Origin of the sequence: Pseudomonas sp. SJZ103, from assembly GCF_007828335.1 — a bacterium.
GTDB lineage: Bacteria > Pseudomonadota > Gammaproteobacteria > Pseudomonadales > Pseudomonadaceae > Aquipseudomonas.
On sequence record NZ_VIUN01000006.1, the window covers coordinates 278178 to 297594 of the forward strand.

Here is a 19417-nt window from a genome sequence, read left to right on the forward strand (position 1 = left end):
CGCCGAGCAGTAGAAAAAACCTGAATCAGAACCGCAGTAGACGTAGTTGAACGTCGGAAGATAGCGTCCGGCTTCAACCGTCCACCCGCCGTCTGTGAAGGATCACATGAAGCGACTGCCTACCCGTCAGGAAATATTTCCGAGTTTGCGCCCCCTCTCAACCGCGCCTATCATCTCCCAAATCGGGAGGTTGCAGCGATGCGGATAATCGCCCTCTCGACCTTACGAATATTCTGGGAAAGCCAACCCGCCTATATCGATGCGAAAGCGCCGCTTATTGAATTGTATCGGCATATGGAAAAGGCCATTTACCCTACGCCACAAGCACTCAAGGCAGCGCTCAGGACCGCGAGCATTCTCAAAGGTAGCAGGGTTGTATTCAACGTGGGCGGCAACAAATATCGAGTGATCATGGCGATCGATTACCAGCGACAGCTTGGGTTCATACGGTTCGTAGGGACTCATGCGCAGTACGACCAGATCAATGCGGAGACCGTGTAATGAACATCAAACCCATACACTCCCAGGAAGACCTCACTGCGGCACTCGCGCGGGTGCAGCAGCTCTGGGGAGCGGACATCGGCTCGACTGAAGGCGATGAGCTGGAAATTCTTGCAGTACTCATTGAGAAGTACGAAGCCGAACATTACCCAATGCCACCTTCTGATCCGGTGGAAGCCATTAAATTTCGCATGGAGCAACTGGGCATGACTGCCCGCGACCTGGAGCCATTTATCGGCACCAGCGGACGTGTATCCGAAGTGCTGAACCACAAGCGCAAGCTGAGCCTGTCGATGATCAAGCGACTGCATGAAGGCTTGAGTATTCCTTATGAGCGGTTGCTTGCAGGGAGCTGACAGAAACATTGGTAGTGGTGCTACCTTCCCCATCGGGAGCAAGCCCCCTCCCACATTCGACCTCGTTTATCTGTTGGAATGGTGTCGAATGTGGAAGGGGGCTTGCTCCCGATAGGGCCCTCAGCCGGCCCGAAAGAAATTACAGGCTCAACTGCCGATTCGACGCCCTGATGAACTCTTTCTTTAAATCTTCAAACGTATGCACCGCCGGGAATTGCGGGAATTCGCGGATCACATTTTCCGGCGCATGGAACAGAATCCCACGGTCGGCCTCGCCCAACATGGTGGTGTCGTTGTAGGAGTCGCCGGCGGCGATCACGCGGTAGTAGAGGGTCTTGAACGCCAATACCGACTGGCGCTTGGGGTCTTTCTGGCGCAGTTGGTAGCTGACCACGCGGTCGTTTTCGTCGGTGATGAGACGGTGGCACAACAAGGTCGGGAAGCCCAACTGACGCATCAGCGGCTGGGAAAATTCGTAGAAGGTGTCGGACAGGATCACCACCTGGAAGCGCTCGCGCAGCCAGTTGACGAACTCGATGGCGCCGTCCAGCGGTTTGAGAGTGGCGATCACTTCCTGGATGTCGGCGAGCTTGAGCCCGTGTTCGTCGAGGATGCGCAGGCGCTGCTTCATCAGCACGTCGTAGTCGGGAATGTCCCGGGTGGTGGCCCGCAGGGATTCAATACCGGTTTTTTCGGCGAAGGCGATCCAGATTTCTGGCACCAGCACCCCTTCCAGGTCGAGACAGGCAATTTCCACAAGACACTCCCATTGGATGTTGTTAGTTGAGCGAGCAAAAGGACTGCCGAACTCTAGCGATTCAAGCCCGCCGCCGCAACGCAGGGCGGATTTTGATACCATCGCTCCCCTATAGAGCGCTCAGCGCCATTGACCTGTAGGAACCGTCCTGATGAACCAAGCCTTCGACGTCGTTGAACTCGCCACGACTTATGCCAACAAGTCTGCCCAGGACATTCTCAAGCTGGCGTTCAGCCAGTTCGGTGATGACCTGTGGATTTCCTTCAGCGGTGCCGAGGATGTGGTGCTGGTGGACATGGCCTGGAAGCTGAACAAGAACGTCAAGGTGTTCAGCCTCGACACCGGCCGCCTGCACCCGGAGACCTACCGGTTTATCGAGCAGGTGCGCGACTTCTACAAGATCGATATCGAACTGATCTCGCCGGACCAGAGCAAGCTGGAACCCTTCGTCAAGGAGAAAGGCCTGTTCAGCTTCTACAAGGACGGCCATGGCGAATGCTGCGGCGTGCGCAAGATCGAGCCGCTGCGCCGTAAGCTTTCCGGCGTCAGCGCCTGGGCCACCGGCCAACGCCGCGACCAGAGCCCCGGCACCCGCAGCCAGGTAGCGGCGCTGGAAATCGACACGGCCTTCTCTACCCCGGAACGCACCCTGTACAAGTTCAACCCGCTGGCGCAGATGACCAGCGAAGAGATCTGGGGTTACATCCGCATGCTGGAACTGCCCTACAACAGCCTGCATGAGCGCGGCTTTATCAGCATCGGGTGTGAACCGTGCACCCGTCCCGTGCTGCCGAACCAGCACGAGCGTGAAGGTCGTTGGTGGTGGGAGGAAGCCACGCAGAAGGAATGCGGGCTGCATGCCGGGAATATCATCAGCAAGGCTTGAAGTTGATGCTGTAAAAAATGTGGGAGGGGGCTTGCCCCCGATAGCGGTGGGTCAGCCAGTTCAATGGTTGCTGACACACCGCAATCGGGGGCAAGCCCCCTCCCACATTTGTCTTGTGTTGAGTGTTAGAGATGTACACATACATGTAACCATCGGTGCCATTTATGTGTGCAATTTCTATTCAGCCGCACCATAACGTAACACCTATCCCCTCCCCTCGATTGGCCTGGCGAATCGCACGCTGACAACCCAAAAATAAATAGCTGTTCAATCGGTCAATTTATATTTCTTCAAATTCAGCCAGTTATTTAACCAACCTATAAAAACGAAATTACCCAGGACTTTCATAGATTCAAAACTGGCACGTATGTGGCTTAAGGTGAAATGCGCTTTGTATACAATAAATACAAAACCTACATACACTTTGCCATCTGCGGCTTCCCGGCAGATGTGCTGGAGCCTGCCGGAATGCGTACAAGCCTCTCGAATAACATCGCACTGGATCTGCCCTCCTCCGCCCTGAACTCAGACGCCGCGGGCCCCGGCCCCTTGGTGCTCAGCCCACGCCTGCACAACAAGGACCTGGCGCCCACCAAGGTCGAAGGCCGACGCTGGGGGCGCTACAGCATCTTCGCGCTGTGGACCAATGACGTGCACAACATCGCCAACTATTCGTTCGCCATCGGCCTCTACGCGCTGGGCCTGGGCGGCTGGCAGATCCTGTTGTCCCTGGGCATCGGCGCGGCGCTGGTGTACTTCTTCATGAACTTATCGGGGTATATGGGCCAGAAGACCGGCGTGCCGTTTCCGGTGATCAGCCGCATCAGCTTTGGGATTCACGGTGCGCAGATTCCGGCGTTGATCCGCGCCGTGATCGCGATTGCCTGGTTTGGTATCCAGACCTACCTGGCGTCGGTGGTTTTCCGCGTACTGCTGACGGCGATTCATCCAGGCTTTGCCGACTATGACCATAATTCGATCCTGGGGTTATCGACCCTGGGTTGGGCGTGTTTTGTAGTGATCTGGTTCGTGCAGTTGGTGATCCTGGCCTATGGCATGGAGATGGTGAGGCGCTATGAAGGCTTCGCCGGGCCGGTGATTTTGCTGACGGTGGCCGCGTTGGCCGGCTGGATGTACTTCCAGGCCGGTGGCAACATCGCCTGGTCGATCCGCGAACCGCTGAGCGGCGGCGAGATGTGGCGCAATATCTTTGCCGGGGGCGCGTTGTGGCTGGCGATCTACGGCACGCTGATCCTCAACTTCTGCGACTTCGCCCGCTCTTCGCCGTGCCGCAAGACCATCCTGGTCGGCAACTTCTGGGGCCTGCCGGTGAATATCCTGGTGTTTGCCGCGATCACCGTGCTGCTCTGCGGCGGGCAGTTCCAGCTCAATGGCCGGGTGATCGAAAGCCCGACCGAAATCATCGCCGCCATCCCCAATACCTTCTTTCTCGTGCTCGGCTGCCTGGCATTCCTGATCGTCACCGTGGCGGTGAACATCATGGCCAACTTCGTCGCGCCGGCCTTTGTGCTGAGCAACCTGGCACCCAAGTACCTGAACTTCCGTCGCGCCGGGTTGATCAGCGCCGCCGTGGCCGTGCTGATCCTGCCGTGGAACCTCTACAACAGCCCGTTGGTGATCGTGTATTTCCTCTCCGGCCTGGGCGCGCTGCTGGGGCCGTTGTACGGGGTGATCATGGTCGACTACTGGTTGATTCGTAAAAGCCAGGTGGACGTGCCACAGCTGTATAGCGAAGACCCGAATGGCGCTTATTACTACAGCCGAGGGGTGAATATGCGTGCAGTGGCGGCGTTTATTCCTGCCGCCGTGATCGCCATCCTGCTGGCGCTGTTGCCTGGATTTGCCAGCGTCTCGCCGTTTTCCTGGTTGTTTGGCGCCGGTATTGCAGGGTTGCTGTACCTGCTGATCGCCAAGCGCCAGCCGTTCTACGCCGATGTCAGCGGCGAAAGCATTGCCGTCGATAACGTCAGTCACTGAGTAAGGACCTTCCATGCGTATCCTCGTGGTCAACGTCAACACCACCGAATCCATCACTGAAACCATCGCCCAGCAAGCACGGGCCGTGGCTTCGCCGGGCACCGAGATTGTCGGGCTTACCCCGTACTTCGGCGCGGAATCGGTTGAAGGCAATTTTGAAAGCTACCTGGCCGCCATCGCCGTGATGGACCGGGTGATGGCTTACGACCAACCGTTCGATGCGGTGATCCAGGCCGGCTACGGCGAGCACGGCCGGGAAGGCTTGCAGGAATTATTGAATGTGCCGGTGGTGGACATCACCGAAGCAGCGGCCAGCACCGCGATGTTCCTGGGCCATGCCTATTCAGTGGTGACGACCCTGGACCGCACCGTGCCGCTGATCGAAGACCGCCTGAAACTCGCCGGCCTGTACCAGCGCTGCGCCTCGGTGCGCGCCAGCGGCATGGCGGTGCTGGAGTTGGAAGAAGACCCGCTGGCCGCCATGGAAGCCATCGTGCGCCAGGCGGAACTGGCTATTCGCGAAGACAAGGCCGAAGTGATCTGTCTGGGTTGCGGCGGCATGGCCGGGCTGGATGAGCAAATTCGCCAGCGCACCGGGGTGCCGGTGGTGGATGGCGTGACGGCGGCGGTGACCATCGCCGAATCCCTGGTGCGGCTGGGGTTGTCGACGTCGAAGATACGGACTTACGCGACGCCTCGGCCGAAGCAGGTGATTGGCTGGCCGACTCGGTTCGGCCGCTGAGCTGCACCTGGTTTTAGATTGCGCTGAACCTTTGCCCCAGTTTCTTTTCGGCAAACTGCTCAATGATGAAATCCACAAACGCCCGGGTCTTGCCGGGCAGCAGTTTGTGCTCGGCGTAGTAGACGGAAATATTGCCGTCGTCGACGTACCAGTCGGGCAATACCCTGACCACGTCGCCGCTGTCGAGGAACGGCACGGCCATGGGCATGCTCACCAGCGCAATCCCCAGGCCTTGGGCACTGGCGCAGCAGGCGGCTTCGGAGTCGCTCATGGTCATGCCGGGCTTGAGCACCAGCGGGCGGTGTTCACGTTCGACACTGGTCAACTGCCAGGAACGGATACGCCCGGTTTGCGGTGAGCGGATCAGGATACCTTTGCACCGCGACAAGTCTTCGGGCTCGCGCACCGCTGGGCGTTGCGCCAGGTAACCCGGGGAGGCCACCAGCACCCGGTGCGCCGGCGCCAGCTTGCGCGCCACCACGCCTTGGGGCAGCTCAAAACCGCCGCCGATGGCGGCATCGAAGCCCTGGCCGATCAGGTCCACCTGGCGGTTATCGAAATGCCAGTCCGGGCTGATATCCGGAAAACGCTCCATGAATGCACCCAGCAACGGCACCACATAGCGATTGCCAAACACCGTGCCCATGCTGACCTTGAGCGTGCCCACCGGCCGGCCTTCGGCGCTGGCCAGGTTGGCCACGGCATTCTGGATGGTGGTGAGGCTGCCGCTGACTTCGGCCAGGAACAGCTTGCCGGCTTCGGTCAGCGCCAGACGCCGGGTGCTGCGCTGGAACAGCCGCACGCCGAGGCGCACCTCCAGCTTGGCGACGCTTTTTCCGACCGCCGCCGGGGTCAGGCTCAGGTGCCGGGCCGCCTCGGCAAAGCTGCCGCCTTCGGCGCTGCGCACAAAGCATTCGATACTGCCAAAGCTCTCCATCACGCCCCACTCTAAACTTTTGGTTTACACAGACTATAGCAATCACGGTCTACCGGCAGCGGCGAGCGAGGTCGATACTCGGCTCCAACAACAGGGCATTGCGCCTTGAACGACTCGGAGATCGACATGACCACACACAACCTCAGCGGCAAAGTCGCCTTGATTCAAGGCGGTTCCCGCGGCATCGGTGCCGCCATCGTCAAGCGCCTGGCAGCACAGGGTGCAGCCGTTGCCTTTACCTACGTCAGCTCTGCCGCCAAGGCTGAAGCCCTGCAGAACAGCGTGATCAGCGAAGGCGGCAAAGCCCTGGCGATTCACGCCGACAGCGCCGATGCCACTGCGATCCGCAATGCGGTCAACGCCACCGTGGAAGCCTTTGGCCGCCTGGACATCCTGGTGAATAACGCCGGCGTGCTGGCCATCGCCCCCTTGGAAGACTTCAAGCTGGAAGACTTCGACCAGACTTTGGCGATCAACGTGCGCAGCGTGTTTATCGCCACCCAGGAAGCCGCCAAGCATATGGGTGAAGGTGGCCGGGTGATCAACATCGGCAGCACCAATGCCGAACGCATGCCCTTTGGCGGCGGTGGCCCGTATGCGATGAGCAAAGCGGCGCTGGTCGGCTTGACCAAAGGTTTGGCGCGGGACTTGGGGCCACGGGGCATCACGATCAATAACGTGCAACCTGGGCCGGTGGACACCGATATGAACCCGGCAAACAGTGATTTTGCCGAGAGCCTGATCGGGTTGATGGCGGTGGGGCGTTACGGGCATGTGGAAGAGATTGCCAGTTTCGTGGCGTATCTGGCCGGGCCGGAAGCGGGGTATATCACCGGTGCCAGCCTGACTATCGATGGTGGGTTCAGCGCATAACCCAAGGTGGGAGGGGCTTGCCCCCTCCCACATGTTGACCTTGTTGGTTCAGGAGATGGGGGGCAGGCCATAGGCCGCCAGGTCGAAGTCCGCAAGCTTGCGGATGATCTGGTCGGCATGCTGGTACTTGCTGTCGGCCATGGCTTCATCGGGCACGGCGATGGCGGTCATACGGGCGGCCTTCGCCGCCGTTACACCAAACGGCGAATCCTCGAACACCAGGCAATCCTCAGGGGCAACGCCCAGGCGGCGCGCAGCGGTGAGGAAGATGTCCGGCGCAGGCTTGGCAGCGCCGACTTCCGGGTCGTCAGCGGTAACGATGGTGTCGAACAAACCAAACCACTCGCGGTGCAAGGTGGTTTTGTGCCCAAACGAATTGCGCGACGAACTGGTGCCCACCGCAATCGGAATGTTGTGCGCCTTCAAGTGCCGCACCAGCGCCTCGGCACCAGGCATGCCCAAGGCCTTGGGAAAGCGCGCGCTCATCAGCGGTTCGCGAATTTCGAGGAATTCAGCCGGGGTAATCGGCAGGTCCAGCGCCTTGACCACATAGTCGGCCAAATCCTGCGCACCGCGCCCGATGATGTGCTGCTTGATGCCCCAATCGTAGGTTCGGCCGTAGCGTTCGGCGATGATCTGCGTGACTTCGGTGTAGATGCCTTCCGTATCCAGCAACAACCCGTCCATATCGAAAATCACGGCCTTGATCGGACCGACTGCGGTACGCGGTGCATTCATCACTACACAACCCTGGAGGAAGGACTAAAAGGATTCAGCACAATAACGGCCTGGGTTGCCTGCAAGCAACCTTCGCGGCCAGGTATTGAGTCGGCACAAGACTGCAGTCTGTGTGCGATCAGTGATTCATACCGCGCAACAGTTTTACCCGCCCGGGTGGGATGCGGCCGTCTAGGGTTTGTGAGAACAGAGCGTCCGCTCGATGGCTCGCCGCTGAAAAATACCCCTTGCAAACCTTATAAAAGACTTATTAACCTCTGATGAACTCAATCCACTGGACCCGAAAAGCCGTCAAGCAATTGCTTCGATTGCATTCGTATCATCAGCAACAAGTGCGCGATGCCGTCTTCGCACTTGAACGCATGCCCGACGCAGTCAACGTCAAAGCGTTGGTCAACCACCCCTGCAGTTACCGATTAAGGGTAGGGCGTTACCGAGTCCTTTTCGATTGGGACGGCGATATCCACGTGGTCAGCATTCAAGAGGTCAAGAAACGTGACGAGCGAACCTACTGCCATACAGATCATCCACAATACGGAGGGCAAGCCAGCTTTCGTGGTGATTCCTTATGAACACTATCTGGCCCAGCAGAACGATCCAAACCTAATCCCCCACGCGGTCGTCAGCCGCCTGGTAGATGGCGCAACTCCGATCCGAGCCTGGCGCGAACACCTGAACCTGACCCAGGAAGAAGTCGCCCAACGCCTGGGCATTTCCCAATCCGCATTTGCCCAGCAAGAGGCGGTGAACAAACCTCGCCGGACGACGCGGGAAAAGATTGCCAAGGCATTTGGCATCAACCCCGGTCAACTGGAGCTATAGCCTCAACGGGACTGTCCGCGCCTCCAGTCACCTAAAAGCGAAACCAAACATGCTCTATCGTCTAGCCGCAGACAGCCTCGTGCTGTTCCACCTGTGTTTCATCCTGTTCGTACTGTTTGGTGGGCTGCTGGCGCTGAAATGGCGCCCGATTATCTGGCTGCACCTGCCCGCCGCTGCGTGGGGCGTGGCGGTCGAGGTGTTCCACCTGCCCTGCCCGCTGACCCGCTGGGAAAACCTGTTTCGCCACCTCGCCGGGCAGGACGGTTATGGCGGTGGGTTTATCGAACATTACATCCTCACGATGATCTACCCGGCCGGGCTGACGCCACAGATCCAGCTGGGCTTGGGCGGGTTGGTGCTGGCGATCAATATTGCGGTGTATGTGCGCTTGATCCGACGTTACGTACAGGCTTGAGACAGCTTCACTGGTGAAGAATCAGACTCCCTCAGTCCGTTTTCCTTGACCGGCGCGCCCTCATGTCCGAAGCCTTCGAAGTCCACAGCCCTCACGAAAAACACCTTGAACACACCACCGAACATGCCCACGGCCGTGGGGACAATTTCGCCAGTCGCATCGCCGTCATGACCGCGCTGATGGCCACCCTCGGCGCCATGCTCAGCTACCAGGCCGGCTCAACCGAGAGCGAGGCAGCGATGGACAAGAACAACGCGGCCATCATCAAGACCGAAGCCGCCAACCAGTGGAACTACTACCAGGCCAAGTCCAGCCGGCAGAACCTGGCGGAACTCGCGACCCATATTCCCGGTGTGGATGCCGCGCATTACAAGGATGAGATCGAGCGCTACAAAAGCCAGAAGGAAGAGGTACGCAAGCAGGCGGAGAAACTGGAGGCGACCTCAAAGGAATGGGATGAAAAATCCGAGCAGGCCCTGCACCAGCACCATCGCTGGGCCCAGGCGATGACCGCGATTCAGATCGCGATTTCGCTGGCGGCGATTACGTTGTTGACGAGAAGGGAATGGTTGAAGCGCATGTCCTATGCGGCGGCGGGTGTGGCGGTGGTGTTAGGTAGCCTGGCGTGGTTGCATATCTGACGGGGGAAGATTGATTTCAATCCCTTGCCGGGGCGATTAAAGTACAGCCCCCGAGAATTGAATCTCGGGCTTTAGTCCATGGAGTTTCCCAGTGAAGTACATCAGTAAAGTGGTTGCAGCAGCAGTTCTCGGTTTCACGCTTGCAGGCTGCACCGGCACCGCCATCAAATCCCCGCAATACGACAGCAGCCAATACACCGTCCTGGGCCACAGTGAAGCCAGCGCCACCGGCATCATGTTGTTCGGCGTGATCCCGATCGGCCAGAACAGCCGTTTCGTGCGCGCCCAGAATGCCGCCATCAAAGCAAAAGGCGGCGATGCGCTGATCAACACCCAAGTGCAGGAAAACTGGTTCTGGGCCTGGGTGCTGAGCGGTTACACCACCAAGATTTCCGGTGATGTGATCAAGCTGAAAACCGCGCAGTAAAATCGCCCGGGCTTTCACCTGAGCCCGCGACGTATCATGGGCCGACCTTTCGAGGACGGCCCATGAACCTCAGTATCCTCTACGCACTCGCCGCCGCCGCGCTGTTCGGCGCCAGCACCCCGCTCGCTAAAAACCTCGGCCTGGGCCTCTCGCCCGTGCTGCTCGCCGGCCTGCTCTACCTCGGCAGCGGCGTCGGCCTCGCCGGCCTGCGCCTGATCCGTGATCGTGGCTGGAAACCCAGCGGACTGACCCCATCGGAATGGCCCTGGCTGCTCGGCGCCATCGCATTCGGCGGCATCCTCGGGCCGGTCGCGTTGATGTTCGGCCTGACACGCACGGCCGGCACAACCGCCTCCCTGATGCTCAACCTGGAATCGGTGCTGACCGCCGTTATCGCCTGGGTCGTGTTCAGGGAAAACGCCGACCGTCGCATCGTCCTGGGGATGATCGCCATCGTGCTGGGCGGCGTGGTGTTGTCAGGGGCCGACGGCGGTGGCACGAGCCACGATTGGACGGGGCCGCTGGCGGTTACCGTGGCGTGCCTGTGCTGGGGAATCGATAACAACCTGACGCGCAAAGTGTCTGCGTCGGACGCGCTGTTTATCGCCGGGGCCAAGGGGTTGATTGCAGGGCTGGTAAATGGCGGGTTGGCGCTTTATCTCGGGGCACATATCCCGGGCATGGCGCAGCTGGTGCCTATCTTGCTGGTTGGTTTTCTGGGCTATGGCATCAGCCTGGTGATGTTCGTACTGGCGCTGCGCGGACTGGGCAGTGCACGCACGGGAGCCTATTTTTCCACCGCGCCGTTCCTGGGTGCGGCGATTGCGGTGCTGATGTTGGGTGAGTCAGTGACACTGGCTTTCTGGATTGCATCGGCGTTGATGGCCGTGGGCGTTTGGCTGCACCTGACGGAACGGCATGCCCATGAACATCAGCATGACGCGACGGAACACGGGCATCGGCATGTGCATGATGAACATCATCAACATGAGCATGGGTTTGAGTGGGATCCGAAGGTGCCGCACAGTCATGTGCATACGCACAGTGCGATGAAACATAGCCATGCGCACTTTCCGGATGTGCATCATCGGCATAGGCATTGAGGGAGGCCCCACTACCTCTTCGACGTAGCGCTGTCGCGCAGCAAACTGGGACCTCTGTGGCGAGCGGGCTTGCCCCGCGCTGGGGTGCGAAGCGCCCCTGATGAAGACGAATGAGGTGTATCAGGCACTCCTCTGCGCCTGGTTTTGGGGCTGCTGCGCAGCCCAACGCGGGACAAGCCCGCTCGCCACAGGAATGCGGTCGCCCGAAATTGCTTATGCAAGGCTCAAGACTTTAGGGTGAAATATTAAATCTTAAAAATCAGTAAGTTATTTTAAGTTTGATAAGAGATGTATTGCACAGCAGCAATAGATTTGAGCAACTTCCTACAAAGCTCTCAGAAGCGCCACTCTCCCACTTCAAAACCGCCCAGCCTATAGTCCCTCGGTCGCTGATATGGCGACCGGGTTTGGCGACTCGAGGACAATCAAGACGGAACGTAGACGAGGTCATTGTCCACGCTATTCCCGTTAACGGTTTAGCGTGAAAAGGCTTCGTTGTTTTTATATTTGTCTTAATGGAGTCACTCATGAACCAGTACATGGCCCTCACCAGCAACGATAGCGCCACTCCTGCTCTTTTTGTCGATACAACCGCACCACTGGAAATCCTCCTCGACGCCGCGACCTATCGACTTCGTGCCGTGACACAGGTCCTAGAGAACCTTGCGCTGCGCGGTGAAATAAATAGCGATGCGGTCGTACTCAGCGATTTTGCCTTACTGTGCTCAATCCCGTTACGCGACGGGTGTGACTTGCTGGACGTCATAGGGCGAAGGATGGATACACCAAGCGAATGATTTGAATTAGGTTAGTGTTTCAAACCCTAGAAAACACAAAACCCCTGGGTTCTCTCGAAACCAGGGGTTTTGTTTACATCGAATTTGGCGGTGAAGGAGAGATTCGAAAGTACCCGTTCTCGTTTTTTGGAACCAAGGCCTCCGGTTTATAAGAGCTGCAGCCCGGTGGTGCACGCAGGATCTGTCCCATGGCAGTCCCATGGCTTAAATGCATCAGGTTGCAGAAAACGGTCACAACAGACGGTTTGAACGATTTATGTTGAGGCATGGGAAAAAGGTAGTTTTGGTAATGAGCTACGGGAAATCGGATAAAGCCTAATAAAATCAGGTAGTTGATATGGTTTTATAGAGGTAATAATAAGGTAAGTAAATGGTTAGAAAATTACGTTCAGTGCTAGTAATGTCAGTGAGCCGCCAAACCCAGTAAAATGGAGACTTGAATAAAATATTACCTCTCTCGTTACCTTATATTACCCTCCAAGGTAATGGCTGAAAGCCCCGTCCTGTAAGGGCTACAGCCCGTTCTGACCTACCGATTACTAAAATTACCCTTTTCCCACCCCTCGCCTGAAAAATAGCCATGCGCTAACCTTCTTGGCGTTTTTTTCCACACGCTCTTGACGGGTACTGACAACCGGAAATTGATGGCGATGCTGTGCAATGTCTCAGAATGCCGGAAACCCTTACAGGCTGGGCCTCACAGTCGTTTTTACGTAAGGCTCGACAGCGGCTGGTAGGCCCCTGATATGAGCGGTTCCGAAAACGAAAACACCACCTGCAGCAGGTTTTCACAACCATAGCCCCCGTAAACCGGGCACCTCGTCTAAGTGACCACTCCCCTGCCGCCCCCTGACGCATGTGCAAAGCCACTGCACTTTTTTGAAAAGCCTTGCACTCTGTGCAATTGCGAAACATCCCGCAGACCCCGCAGCGGGCTTGGGTGGGAGCCTCGTTTGCACCCACTAGCCGTTTGCACAAAAAACGGACACAAAGCCCGTCGGTGGGAGTGGGATAAGTGCTTTTCAGCAGCAATTTTTGTTTCTAACTAGCATTTAACTACTGGATGGATAAAATCGGGTTATCTGAGTTTTATCTCATAGTAAATGCTAAGAAACTTGAACTTCTCACACACCGCATTTGGGTGAAAACACCTCAAGGAAGAAATGATGAACACATATAGACGAAAATATATTCAAACTTCGCAGCAAAGCCAAAATCTTACAAATATTCAACTGGCGGTTTTAAAATGAAAAAACAAAAAAAAGTAAAACCGGACGAATTCTACTCCAACGGCCCAATGTCAATTGCACGCTTTGGGAAGGACGTTATATACGAATCAAAGTTTGATGCACACAAACACGAAAAACTCAAGGCAAGCATTATAAAACAGCACCCCGAAACTATCGAAAAAATAAATAAACTAGTAACTGAAATATCAAGCATAGTTAAAACACTGCCTCCAATCCAGCTTTTACAGACTTCTTGGATGAAACTATTCATTTCCATGAGAGGAGTTCAAGCTGAGGCTGACATAAAAAAAGAGCAAACTCATTCTTTACGGATGGTGGATTATATACAAAGCATAATAGCCTCTACTCCACAAGGAAAAAACAAGGAAGAAGTCTCAGAAGAAGACTGGGAAAAGCTGTCAACCCTTGTAGAGAACCTTTTCGACTTAGTAAATGGCCGTTACCAAATTGGCGCCAGCCTACTGAACGCATTAAATGATCCACTGCATGATAGTAATGTAGAGGAATTTAGATTCAAAGCGCAAATGTATTGGTGTAACGTTCGAGGCGAGCGTTTTTTTTACCACCAGCTTAAAGCACTCGAAAATTTGATCCTGCCACAAACAGAATTAATCGAATCAACATTCGGCATATCGTCAGAATTTATAATTAATGAATTCAATAAAATAATGTATACCCAAACCCATGGAATGCATGATGCTTTCAAGGTTTTAGATGATGCAAGATTGGCTTTTGTTGAATTCATGAAAGGTGAATACTTTAAAGAATACCCTGACACCGCCCCACCTCAAGCATACGAATTATTTTTACAAAAAAATGGCTCAAGCGAGGTACATGCAAACGCATTCGACAAAATGTTCGGAATGGGACTATTTGACTTAAAAAAAATCACCAAACTTCCAAATTCATTTCTAGACAAATTGTCTTGGTACCCCGGAGAGGATCAAGACTTTCAATCTGAAGGAGAATTCAAAGGTTGGCCCTTACGCATATGGCCAACGTTCAAAAGACCATTCATAAAATTTGAAGACTCATATTACTGCTTCGATCTGCACAGTCTATTTGATAAAATTTACCGACAACTTGAGAAGTTAGTCTTTGCGACTACGGAAAAAAATAAGCAGGCCTGGATAAAAATCCGAAACGTTACATCTGAGCAATTACCCATAGATTACTTATCGATGATGCTCCCTAATGCAACCATAATAAAGGAGGCATACTACACCGTAATAGATGCAACTAATGGAAAACAAAAGACCTGTGAAACTGACGGCCTATTCATATACGGCGACACTTTATTAATCTTAGAGATAAAAGCGGCATCTTTTACCTACACCTCACCCACAGATGACTTTATTGCTTTCACAAACTCACTAAAGACCTTAATCCAAAACCCCATAAACCAAGGAGCGAGATTCCTAGATTTCCTAAACTCGCAAGATGAAGCAACCATCTACAACAACAAAAAACAAGAAGTACTAAAACTAAAATCAAGCAACTTTAAAAATAAAATTATTTGCGCTATAACTCTTGACCCTTTTACGGAGCTGGCCGCACAAACACAAAATCTGGAAAAGCTTGGAATAGATATTGGAGACGCATTCTCATGGTCCCTATCGATTGATGACTTACAAGTATACGCTGACATTTTTACCGACCCACTTTTCTTTTTACACTACTTAGAAAAGCGCATGTTAGCTTCAAAAGAAAAAACACTAGAGCTTGACGATGAACTAGATCACCTAGGACTTTACATTGTACACAACGGCTACACATCTTACGCAATTAAAAAAACAGCTGGAACCGGAGCGCGCCTGCGCTTTAACGGTTATAGATCGGACATAGACGTCTATTTTTCCGAGCTTCTGCTAGATAAATCCACGCCTAACCTTCTCATAGCAAAAACACCTCCAAGGCTCACTGAAACAATATTAAAAATATCCAAAACCACTAATGGAACACCTTCAGACGCCTCGACATATCTCTTAGATATTTCCATTGAAGAAAGAAACAGAATTTTCCACGCACTGAATGAACAGCTCGCTTGTGATTTTGACGATTTAAAGCCTATCTCCAACTATGGAGAGACCAATCTCACCGTATATCCTATTAAGGAAAGAATAACTCCCAAAACAATTAGCTCCGCAATAGATCACGCCCAAGCAGTTATGCTAATTACAAAGGAACCCACTCGAAGCCTACTCATTACTCAGTACAGCAAAGACGCAATCTTAGAAGACATATACTGGGAAGAGTTAGCTGCAGATAAAATCCCCGAAGAAAAAATCGAGCCCTTGAGGCTAGTCGCTAACAATTTACGTGAAAAACGCATCGCAAAAGCCCTGAAGGAAGGCAAAAAGATCGGCAGAAATGAACCTTGTCCTTGCCTTAGCATGAAGAAATACAAACACTGTTGTTTAAATACCAAATAATAACTACCGCATCATGTCAAAGGGGCGCTATATAAGCGCCCCTTGCATAAAAAAATCTGAACAATGCTACACTTGCAGAGTAACCTTATTAAGCAGCAAATTCATACTGACAGCTTCTCAAGCCCCCTCCTCAAAAGATATGGCATTATCTGGAAAACTCGTAGCACCATGTTTATGCAACGCAATTTTAGTGTTCATTTTCTCTACCAATATCAATAAATCGCATAGTATTTTTAATACGTTTACATCTTCCGACCCAAACCATGTCATGGGCGCCTGCAGTCGTTGGCTGACCGCTGCCACGCTCTCGCGCATCCCCTGAATCCTTTCCTCCATATCACCACCCACCGTGGCGTTATGCCTTTGCCCCACCATCAGGTTCAAATCCCGCCCGGTCGGCCGACATCATTGAATACGAAATCCAGACCGGCACGTTCGATTACGCACGGCACTTCCCCAACTCCGTTAAGTTGGTGGAAAACACATTCGGCCACTACCTGGACTTGTGGTTAAAAATCAAAGCCAACAGTGTTGCCGCGTCGAGCTATCGGGGCTACGCCAACAAGACAGAAGTCCACGTACGGCCGCGCTGGGGGAAAGTTCAAATCAACAACATCGACCACCTGGACCTGCAGGAGTGGATACAAGGAACCCTCTCGAAAACGCTCAAAAACAAGACCATCCGCGACATCATCAGCAACGTGCGCCAGGTGTTTAGGCTCTATCGCACCAGGATGAAAGTAGCGCACGACCCAACCGAGGGTTTGATGGTGCGGCTACCAGATCCCGAGGCGCCGGACCCGTTCACCCGAGCGGAAATCAAACAGATCCTGGAAACCCACACCAGCCGTACACAAGAGCTGTTAATGGTTCAGTTCATGATATGGGCCGGCCCCCGATTATCCGAGACCATCGCCCTGGCTTGGGAAGATGTAGACCTGGGGCAAGGTACGGTGACCTTCCGCAGGTCCAAGGTACGCGGGGCTTATCGGGTGACGAAAACTCGTCGATCAACGCGCAAGGTTCGCCTGCTCGCCCCCGCTTGGGATGCGTTGCGGAAGATCGATGCGTTGAATAGAAAAAAGAAGGCAGAAACCGTTGATATTGTTGAGCGGGACAACAAAACCGTGCGGCAACATAAGCTGCACTTTGTTTTCCTGAATACGAAAAGCTGCCTGCCGCACGTCAGCGACTTCGTGGTGCGGGACAGGTTTTTCAAGGCTCATTTGCTCGCGGCCGGGGTTCGATATCGTGGACCTGGTCAGTGCCGGCACACGTACGCCAGCCAGTTGCTGACCACAGGGATAGCGTCGATCGACTGGATTGCAGAACAGATGGGACATACCAACGGGAACACGATCCGTCAGCATTACGGAACGTGGATCAATGAGGATGGGCCAGACGTAGTCGGAATGCTGCAGTTAGCACTAAAACTGTAGTAAATAAATACAAAGCCCCCTGCACCTGGTCAAGGTGCGGAGGGGGATTACATAACAGTATTCAAGCGAAAACTCTTTAAGCAGTTAACTCTTTTGCGTACGCGACCAATCGAGCGCATCTTTCATTTAAAAAAACCTCATAATTATCATCAAATTCCTTCGCAGAGCAAAAAGCCGATTCCAGAGTTGCTGCACGCTCTTGCACGTCGTGATTAACAAGATCCTCGAGATAAACAGATGGACGTTTTCGACCAATACTTTTATTTTCTGCCGCGCTCAAAAAGCAGAAATTCCCCAAAACATTAATCTGTTGCTCCGGCACGCCACTATCTCGCAAAAAAGCACGCGGATAAATATGATGAAATTCCGACCTATTGTAACGTTGAAGAACCTTGTCCAAATCAATATTCTTACCTGACAGAAGACTCCTAGGTGACCTATTAGCAAGTAACAACACGAATGTTTTAGTTGCTGCTGCACCCACCCTAAACGTATTATGAAAAAACTCCACCCTGACATTATTATCAATACCATCAAAGGTATTGGGAAGCCCATTCTTCAGTTTCACAATCTGCTCAATGTCATGAATCGTCGTTTTTCTCGTTTGGCTTGTATATCTTCCAGAAAAGCAAGTACGCCAGAACCAACGTTTCAATGCATGATACGTTTGCCCGCCATATACAACCTCTTTCCCATCAGGCTCTGCAAAGAAAACAGCTAGAGGCACGAGCATAGATGGATATGGCAACAACTTTAGGTGAGAAATTTTAAGCTGTGTTCTCATGAAATCAATTGCACCGCGAATTCCATTTTCGACCGTTGAGAACTGCGCTCTTACTTCGCTCCCATTTAGTCCAAGCAACTTTTCCGGACCCGGTTCACCAGCCAAAATCCCAGCCACACAACTGAGAACCAGATCGGCGTCATCTCCGACACCAGCAAAGCCAAAGTCCGACAACTCCTCTCTCAAGTCCTTAAATTTTTCCAACAAGTCAAAGTCATCGCTCCAAGTCCAGGCAGACAATAATTGCAAAGTATCTAACGCAACACCAAGGTGATTTATACGTTCGAATACAATAGCTACTATCGACCGATCTTCGCTTTTTAAAACTTGCACTGGTATGGAAATTTCTTTAAATTTTTCTTGCAGCTTATCAACTTGAGCAATCTGCCCTTCATTCAAATGCGCAGTACTAGCGCGGTACTTCACCGAATCAAATAGGACGCTCATAGGAAAATAACGATTCCTATCCCAATCATCTTCTTGAATGGCAATAAAAACACTATCCTGGGGGTTACCGGTTGCTTGCAAATCGAAGTAGATATCAGCCCAGTCCGGATTATCTTCCGGAACCAACTCTGTTTGAAACACTGTAAAAATTGAAGTTAGTCGTTGCTGGCCGTCAAGAACATAATCAATTGGATAGTCTGCATGGGGTTCAGGCAGCGTAAACGTGCCTAGGTTTCGCTCTGTCGTGAGCTGTTGCTTAGTACGCCAAAAAAGCAACGAGCCAAAGGGATAACCTTTGTAAACGCTATCAAGTAGATATGCGACCCTGTCCATTTCCCAAACAAAGCCGCGCTGAAATGCGGGAATGCGTATCTCTCCAGACACCACCGCATCAAGAATTTTACGAATTGAATAATGCTGATACTCCATACGACTCTTCCCTACTCGCATTTTAGATGATGCCAATGTACTCGACTTCTTTCTACAGAATCCAGCTCTCCGTATCATCCTGTTGTTGCTAAGAATTAGCCTCCCCAGATTTATAGAGGAAAATCTCTTCGGCACGTTGCCCTGTCCGGATCTTTAAGCGGGGTATCAACACTTGATCGTAGTAAAGACATCTATCACCTAGATCGGATTCAGCAGCACGACATTTTCTGAGCGCTCACTCGGCACATCCCGAAAGCCGCTTGAGGAAGGCTGATCAAATAGCCTAATACAGGCTCAACGCCGCTTCCTTTCTCCGCACCAACTCAGTGCACCAGTCCCATATCAGTCCCATATGACCATTTTTCAGACGCCAAAAACCACAAACCCCCGACTTTCTCTAGGAAAATCAGGGGTTTGCGTTTTCAGAATGTGGCGGTGAAGGAGAGATTCGAACTCTCGATACAATTTCTTGTATACACACTTTCCAGGCGTGCTCCTTAAGCCACTCGGACACTTCACCGTATCTCGTCAAACCAGTTCAGTCTGTCGAGGCGCGCTAATGTAGTCGAAAGCCTTTCTGATGGCAAAGGTTTTTTTCAGAATTTTCATGCGGTTAGACGGCTATGCCGGTAGTCGCCCGGCA

At 53.4% G+C, this 19417-nt stretch carries 18 protein-coding genes, 1 tRNA gene and 2 pseudogenes; 15 read left to right on the plus strand and 6 right to left on the minus strand.

Features of this window, described 5'->3' with window-relative positions; all coding sequences use genetic code 11:
- Nucleotides 1–198 precede the first annotated feature (198 nt).
- Together FBY10_RS16200 and FBY10_RS16205 are read left to right on the plus strand one after the other, a co-directional pair.
- On the plus strand, nt 199–501 hold the full coding sequence (locus FBY10_RS16200; protein WP_131699703.1) for a type II toxin-antitoxin system HigB family toxin: 303 nt from the start codon (nt 199–201) through the stop codon (nt 499–501).
- Entirely contained in the window at nt 501–857 is a 357-nt protein-coding gene (locus tag FBY10_RS16205) for a type II toxin-antitoxin system HigA family antitoxin (protein ID WP_092486821.1), read from the plus strand. Before FBY10_RS16200 ends, FBY10_RS16205 begins: the two co-directional genes overlap by 1 nt.
- Nucleotides 858–996: 139 nt before the next feature.
- Here FBY10_RS16205 and thrH read toward each other — a convergent pair whose 3' ends face one another.
- Nucleotides 997–1614, minus strand: a complete 618-nt coding sequence (gene thrH, locus FBY10_RS16210) for a bifunctional phosphoserine phosphatase/homoserine phosphotransferase ThrH (protein ID WP_053132712.1) — start codon at nt 1612–1614, stop codon at nt 997–999.
- A gap of 151 nt (nt 1615–1765) precedes the next feature.
- Here thrH and FBY10_RS16215 point away from each other — a divergent pair, with 151 nt between their 5' ends.
- From FBY10_RS16215 to FBY10_RS16225, 3 genes are all read left to right on the plus strand, one after another.
- Nucleotides 1766–2500, plus strand: coding sequence for a phosphoadenylyl-sulfate reductase (locus FBY10_RS16215; protein WP_027603661.1), 735 nt, complete (start codon nt 1766–1768; stop codon nt 2498–2500).
- Nucleotides 2501–2968: 468 nt separating this feature from the next.
- On the plus strand, nt 2969–4498 hold the full coding sequence (locus FBY10_RS16220) for an NCS1 family nucleobase:cation symporter-1 (protein ID WP_145337033.1): 1530 nt from the start codon (nt 2969–2971) through the stop codon (nt 4496–4498).
- A gap of 13 nt (nt 4499–4511) precedes the next feature.
- Nucleotides 4512–5240, plus strand: coding sequence for an aspartate/glutamate racemase family protein (locus FBY10_RS16225; protein ID WP_053132703.1), 729 nt, complete (start codon nt 4512–4514; stop codon nt 5238–5240).
- Nucleotides 5241–5253: 13 nt separating this feature from the next.
- Here FBY10_RS16225 and FBY10_RS16230 read toward each other — a convergent pair whose 3' ends face one another.
- Nucleotides 5254–6177, minus strand: coding sequence for a LysR family transcriptional regulator (locus FBY10_RS16230; RefSeq protein ID WP_145337051.1), 924 nt, complete (start codon nt 6175–6177; stop codon nt 5254–5256).
- A 126-nt stretch (nt 6178–6303) separates the two neighbouring features.
- Here FBY10_RS16230 and FBY10_RS16235 point away from each other — a divergent pair, with 126 nt between their 5' ends.
- On the plus strand, nt 6304–7050 hold the full coding sequence (locus FBY10_RS16235; protein WP_145337034.1) for a 3-oxoacyl-ACP reductase family protein: 747 nt from the start codon (nt 6304–6306) through the stop codon (nt 7048–7050).
- A gap of 48 nt (nt 7051–7098) precedes the next feature.
- Here the strand turns inward: FBY10_RS16235 and FBY10_RS16240 are convergent, their stop codons facing one another.
- Entirely contained in the window at nt 7099–7788 is a 690-nt protein-coding gene (locus FBY10_RS16240) for an HAD-IA family hydrolase (protein WP_131699706.1), read from the minus strand.
- A gap of 260 nt (nt 7789–8048) precedes the next feature.
- Between FBY10_RS16240 and FBY10_RS16245 the strand changes: the two are divergent.
- The 8 genes and pseudogenes from FBY10_RS16245 to FBY10_RS16280 form a co-directional block, all read left to right on the plus strand.
- Nucleotides 8049–8300 (plus strand): annotated as a pseudogene (locus FBY10_RS16245) (type II toxin-antitoxin system RelE/ParE family toxin); the annotation flags it as partial.
- Nucleotides 8284–8610 carry a helix-turn-helix domain-containing protein gene (locus FBY10_RS16250; protein WP_131699708.1) on the plus strand — a complete coding sequence of 109 codons (327 nt, stop codon included), beginning with the start codon at nt 8284–8286 and terminating at the stop codon, nt 8608–8610. The pseudogene FBY10_RS16245 and the gene FBY10_RS16250, both read left to right, overlap by 17 nt.
- A gap of 49 nt (nt 8611–8659) precedes the next feature.
- Entirely contained in the window at nt 8660–9025 is a 366-nt protein-coding gene (locus FBY10_RS16255; RefSeq protein WP_131699709.1) for a DUF2784 domain-containing protein, read from the plus strand.
- 62 nt (nt 9026–9087) lie between these two features.
- On the plus strand, nt 9088–9666 hold the full coding sequence (locus tag FBY10_RS16260; protein WP_145337035.1) for a DUF4337 domain-containing protein: 579 nt from the start codon (nt 9088–9090) through the stop codon (nt 9664–9666).
- Nucleotides 9667–9757: 91 nt separating this feature from the next.
- Entirely contained in the window at nt 9758–10093 is a 336-nt protein-coding gene (locus tag FBY10_RS16265; RefSeq protein ID WP_131699711.1) for a hypothetical protein, read from the plus strand.
- 62 nt (nt 10094–10155) lie between these two features.
- Nucleotides 10156–11196: a DMT family transporter gene (locus tag FBY10_RS16270; protein WP_145337036.1), complete on the plus strand. Its 1041-nt coding sequence runs from the start codon at nt 10156–10158 to the stop codon at nt 11194–11196.
- 527 nt (nt 11197–11723) lie between these two features.
- On the plus strand, nt 11724–11993 hold the full coding sequence (locus FBY10_RS16275) for a short-chain dehydrogenase (RefSeq protein WP_065924801.1): 270 nt from the start codon (nt 11724–11726) through the stop codon (nt 11991–11993).
- A 1246-nt stretch (nt 11994–13239) separates the two neighbouring features.
- Entirely contained in the window at nt 13240–15675 is a 2436-nt protein-coding gene (locus FBY10_RS16280) for an SEC-C metal-binding domain-containing protein (protein ID WP_145337037.1), read from the plus strand.
- Nucleotides 15676–15792: 117 nt separating this feature from the next.
- Here FBY10_RS16280 and FBY10_RS16285 read toward each other — a convergent pair.
- Nucleotides 15793–16071, minus strand: a pseudogene (locus FBY10_RS16285) (hypothetical protein); the annotation flags it as partial.
- A 74-nt stretch (nt 16072–16145) separates the two neighbouring features.
- Between FBY10_RS16285 and FBY10_RS16290 the strand changes: the two are divergent.
- On the plus strand, nt 16146–17114 hold the full coding sequence (locus tag FBY10_RS16290) for a tyrosine-type recombinase/integrase (protein WP_371920975.1): 969 nt from the start codon (nt 16146–16148) through the stop codon (nt 17112–17114).
- 76 nt (nt 17115–17190) lie between these two features.
- On the opposite strand, the gene FBY10_RS16295 is transcribed toward FBY10_RS16290, so the two are convergent.
- Nucleotides 17191–18774: a DUF262 domain-containing protein gene (locus FBY10_RS16295; protein ID WP_145337038.1), complete on the minus strand. Its 1584-nt coding sequence runs from the start codon at nt 18772–18774 to the stop codon at nt 17191–17193.
- A gap of 430 nt (nt 18775–19204) precedes the next feature.
- Nucleotides 19205–19294: transfer RNA gene (locus FBY10_RS16300), tRNA-Ser, on the minus strand.
- Nucleotides 19295–19417: the final 123 nt, after the last annotated feature.

Coding starts and splice junctions, on each gene's coding strand:
- FBY10_RS16215 (WP_027603661.1), top strand. CDS start 1,766: ATGAACCAAGCCTTCGACGTCGTTGAACTCGCCACGACTTATGCCAAC.
- FBY10_RS16230 (WP_145337051.1), bottom strand. CDS start 6,177: ATGGAGAGCTTTGGCAGTATCGAATGCTTTGTGCGCAGCGCCGAAGGC.
- FBY10_RS16205 (WP_092486821.1), top strand. CDS start 501: ATGAACATCAAACCCATACACTCCCAGGAAGACCTCACTGCGGCACTC.
- FBY10_RS16225 (WP_053132703.1), top strand. CDS start 4,512: ATGCGTATCCTCGTGGTCAACGTCAACACCACCGAATCCATCACTGAA.
- FBY10_RS16220 (WP_145337033.1), top strand. CDS start 2,969: ATGCGTACAAGCCTCTCGAATAACATCGCACTGGATCTGCCCTCCTCC.
- FBY10_RS16200 (WP_131699703.1), top strand. CDS start 199: ATGCGGATAATCGCCCTCTCGACCTTACGAATATTCTGGGAAAGCCAA.
- FBY10_RS16275 (WP_065924801.1), top strand. CDS start 11,724: ATGAACCAGTACATGGCCCTCACCAGCAACGATAGCGCCACTCCTGCT.
- FBY10_RS16295 (WP_145337038.1), bottom strand. CDS start 18,774: ATGGAGTATCAGCATTATTCAATTCGTAAAATTCTTGATGCGGTGGTG.
- FBY10_RS16260 (WP_145337035.1), top strand. CDS start 9,088: ATGTCCGAAGCCTTCGAAGTCCACAGCCCTCACGAAAAACACCTTGAA.
- FBY10_RS16255 (WP_131699709.1), top strand. CDS start 8,660: ATGCTCTATCGTCTAGCCGCAGACAGCCTCGTGCTGTTCCACCTGTGT.
- FBY10_RS16280 (WP_145337037.1), top strand. CDS start 13,240: ATGAAAAAACAAAAAAAAGTAAAACCGGACGAATTCTACTCCAACGGC.
- FBY10_RS16240 (WP_131699706.1), bottom strand. CDS start 7,788: ATGAATGCACCGCGTACCGCAGTCGGTCCGATCAAGGCCGTGATTTTC.
- FBY10_RS16270 (WP_145337036.1), top strand. CDS start 10,156: ATGAACCTCAGTATCCTCTACGCACTCGCCGCCGCCGCGCTGTTCGGC.
- FBY10_RS16235 (WP_145337034.1), top strand. CDS start 6,304: ATGACCACACACAACCTCAGCGGCAAAGTCGCCTTGATTCAAGGCGGT.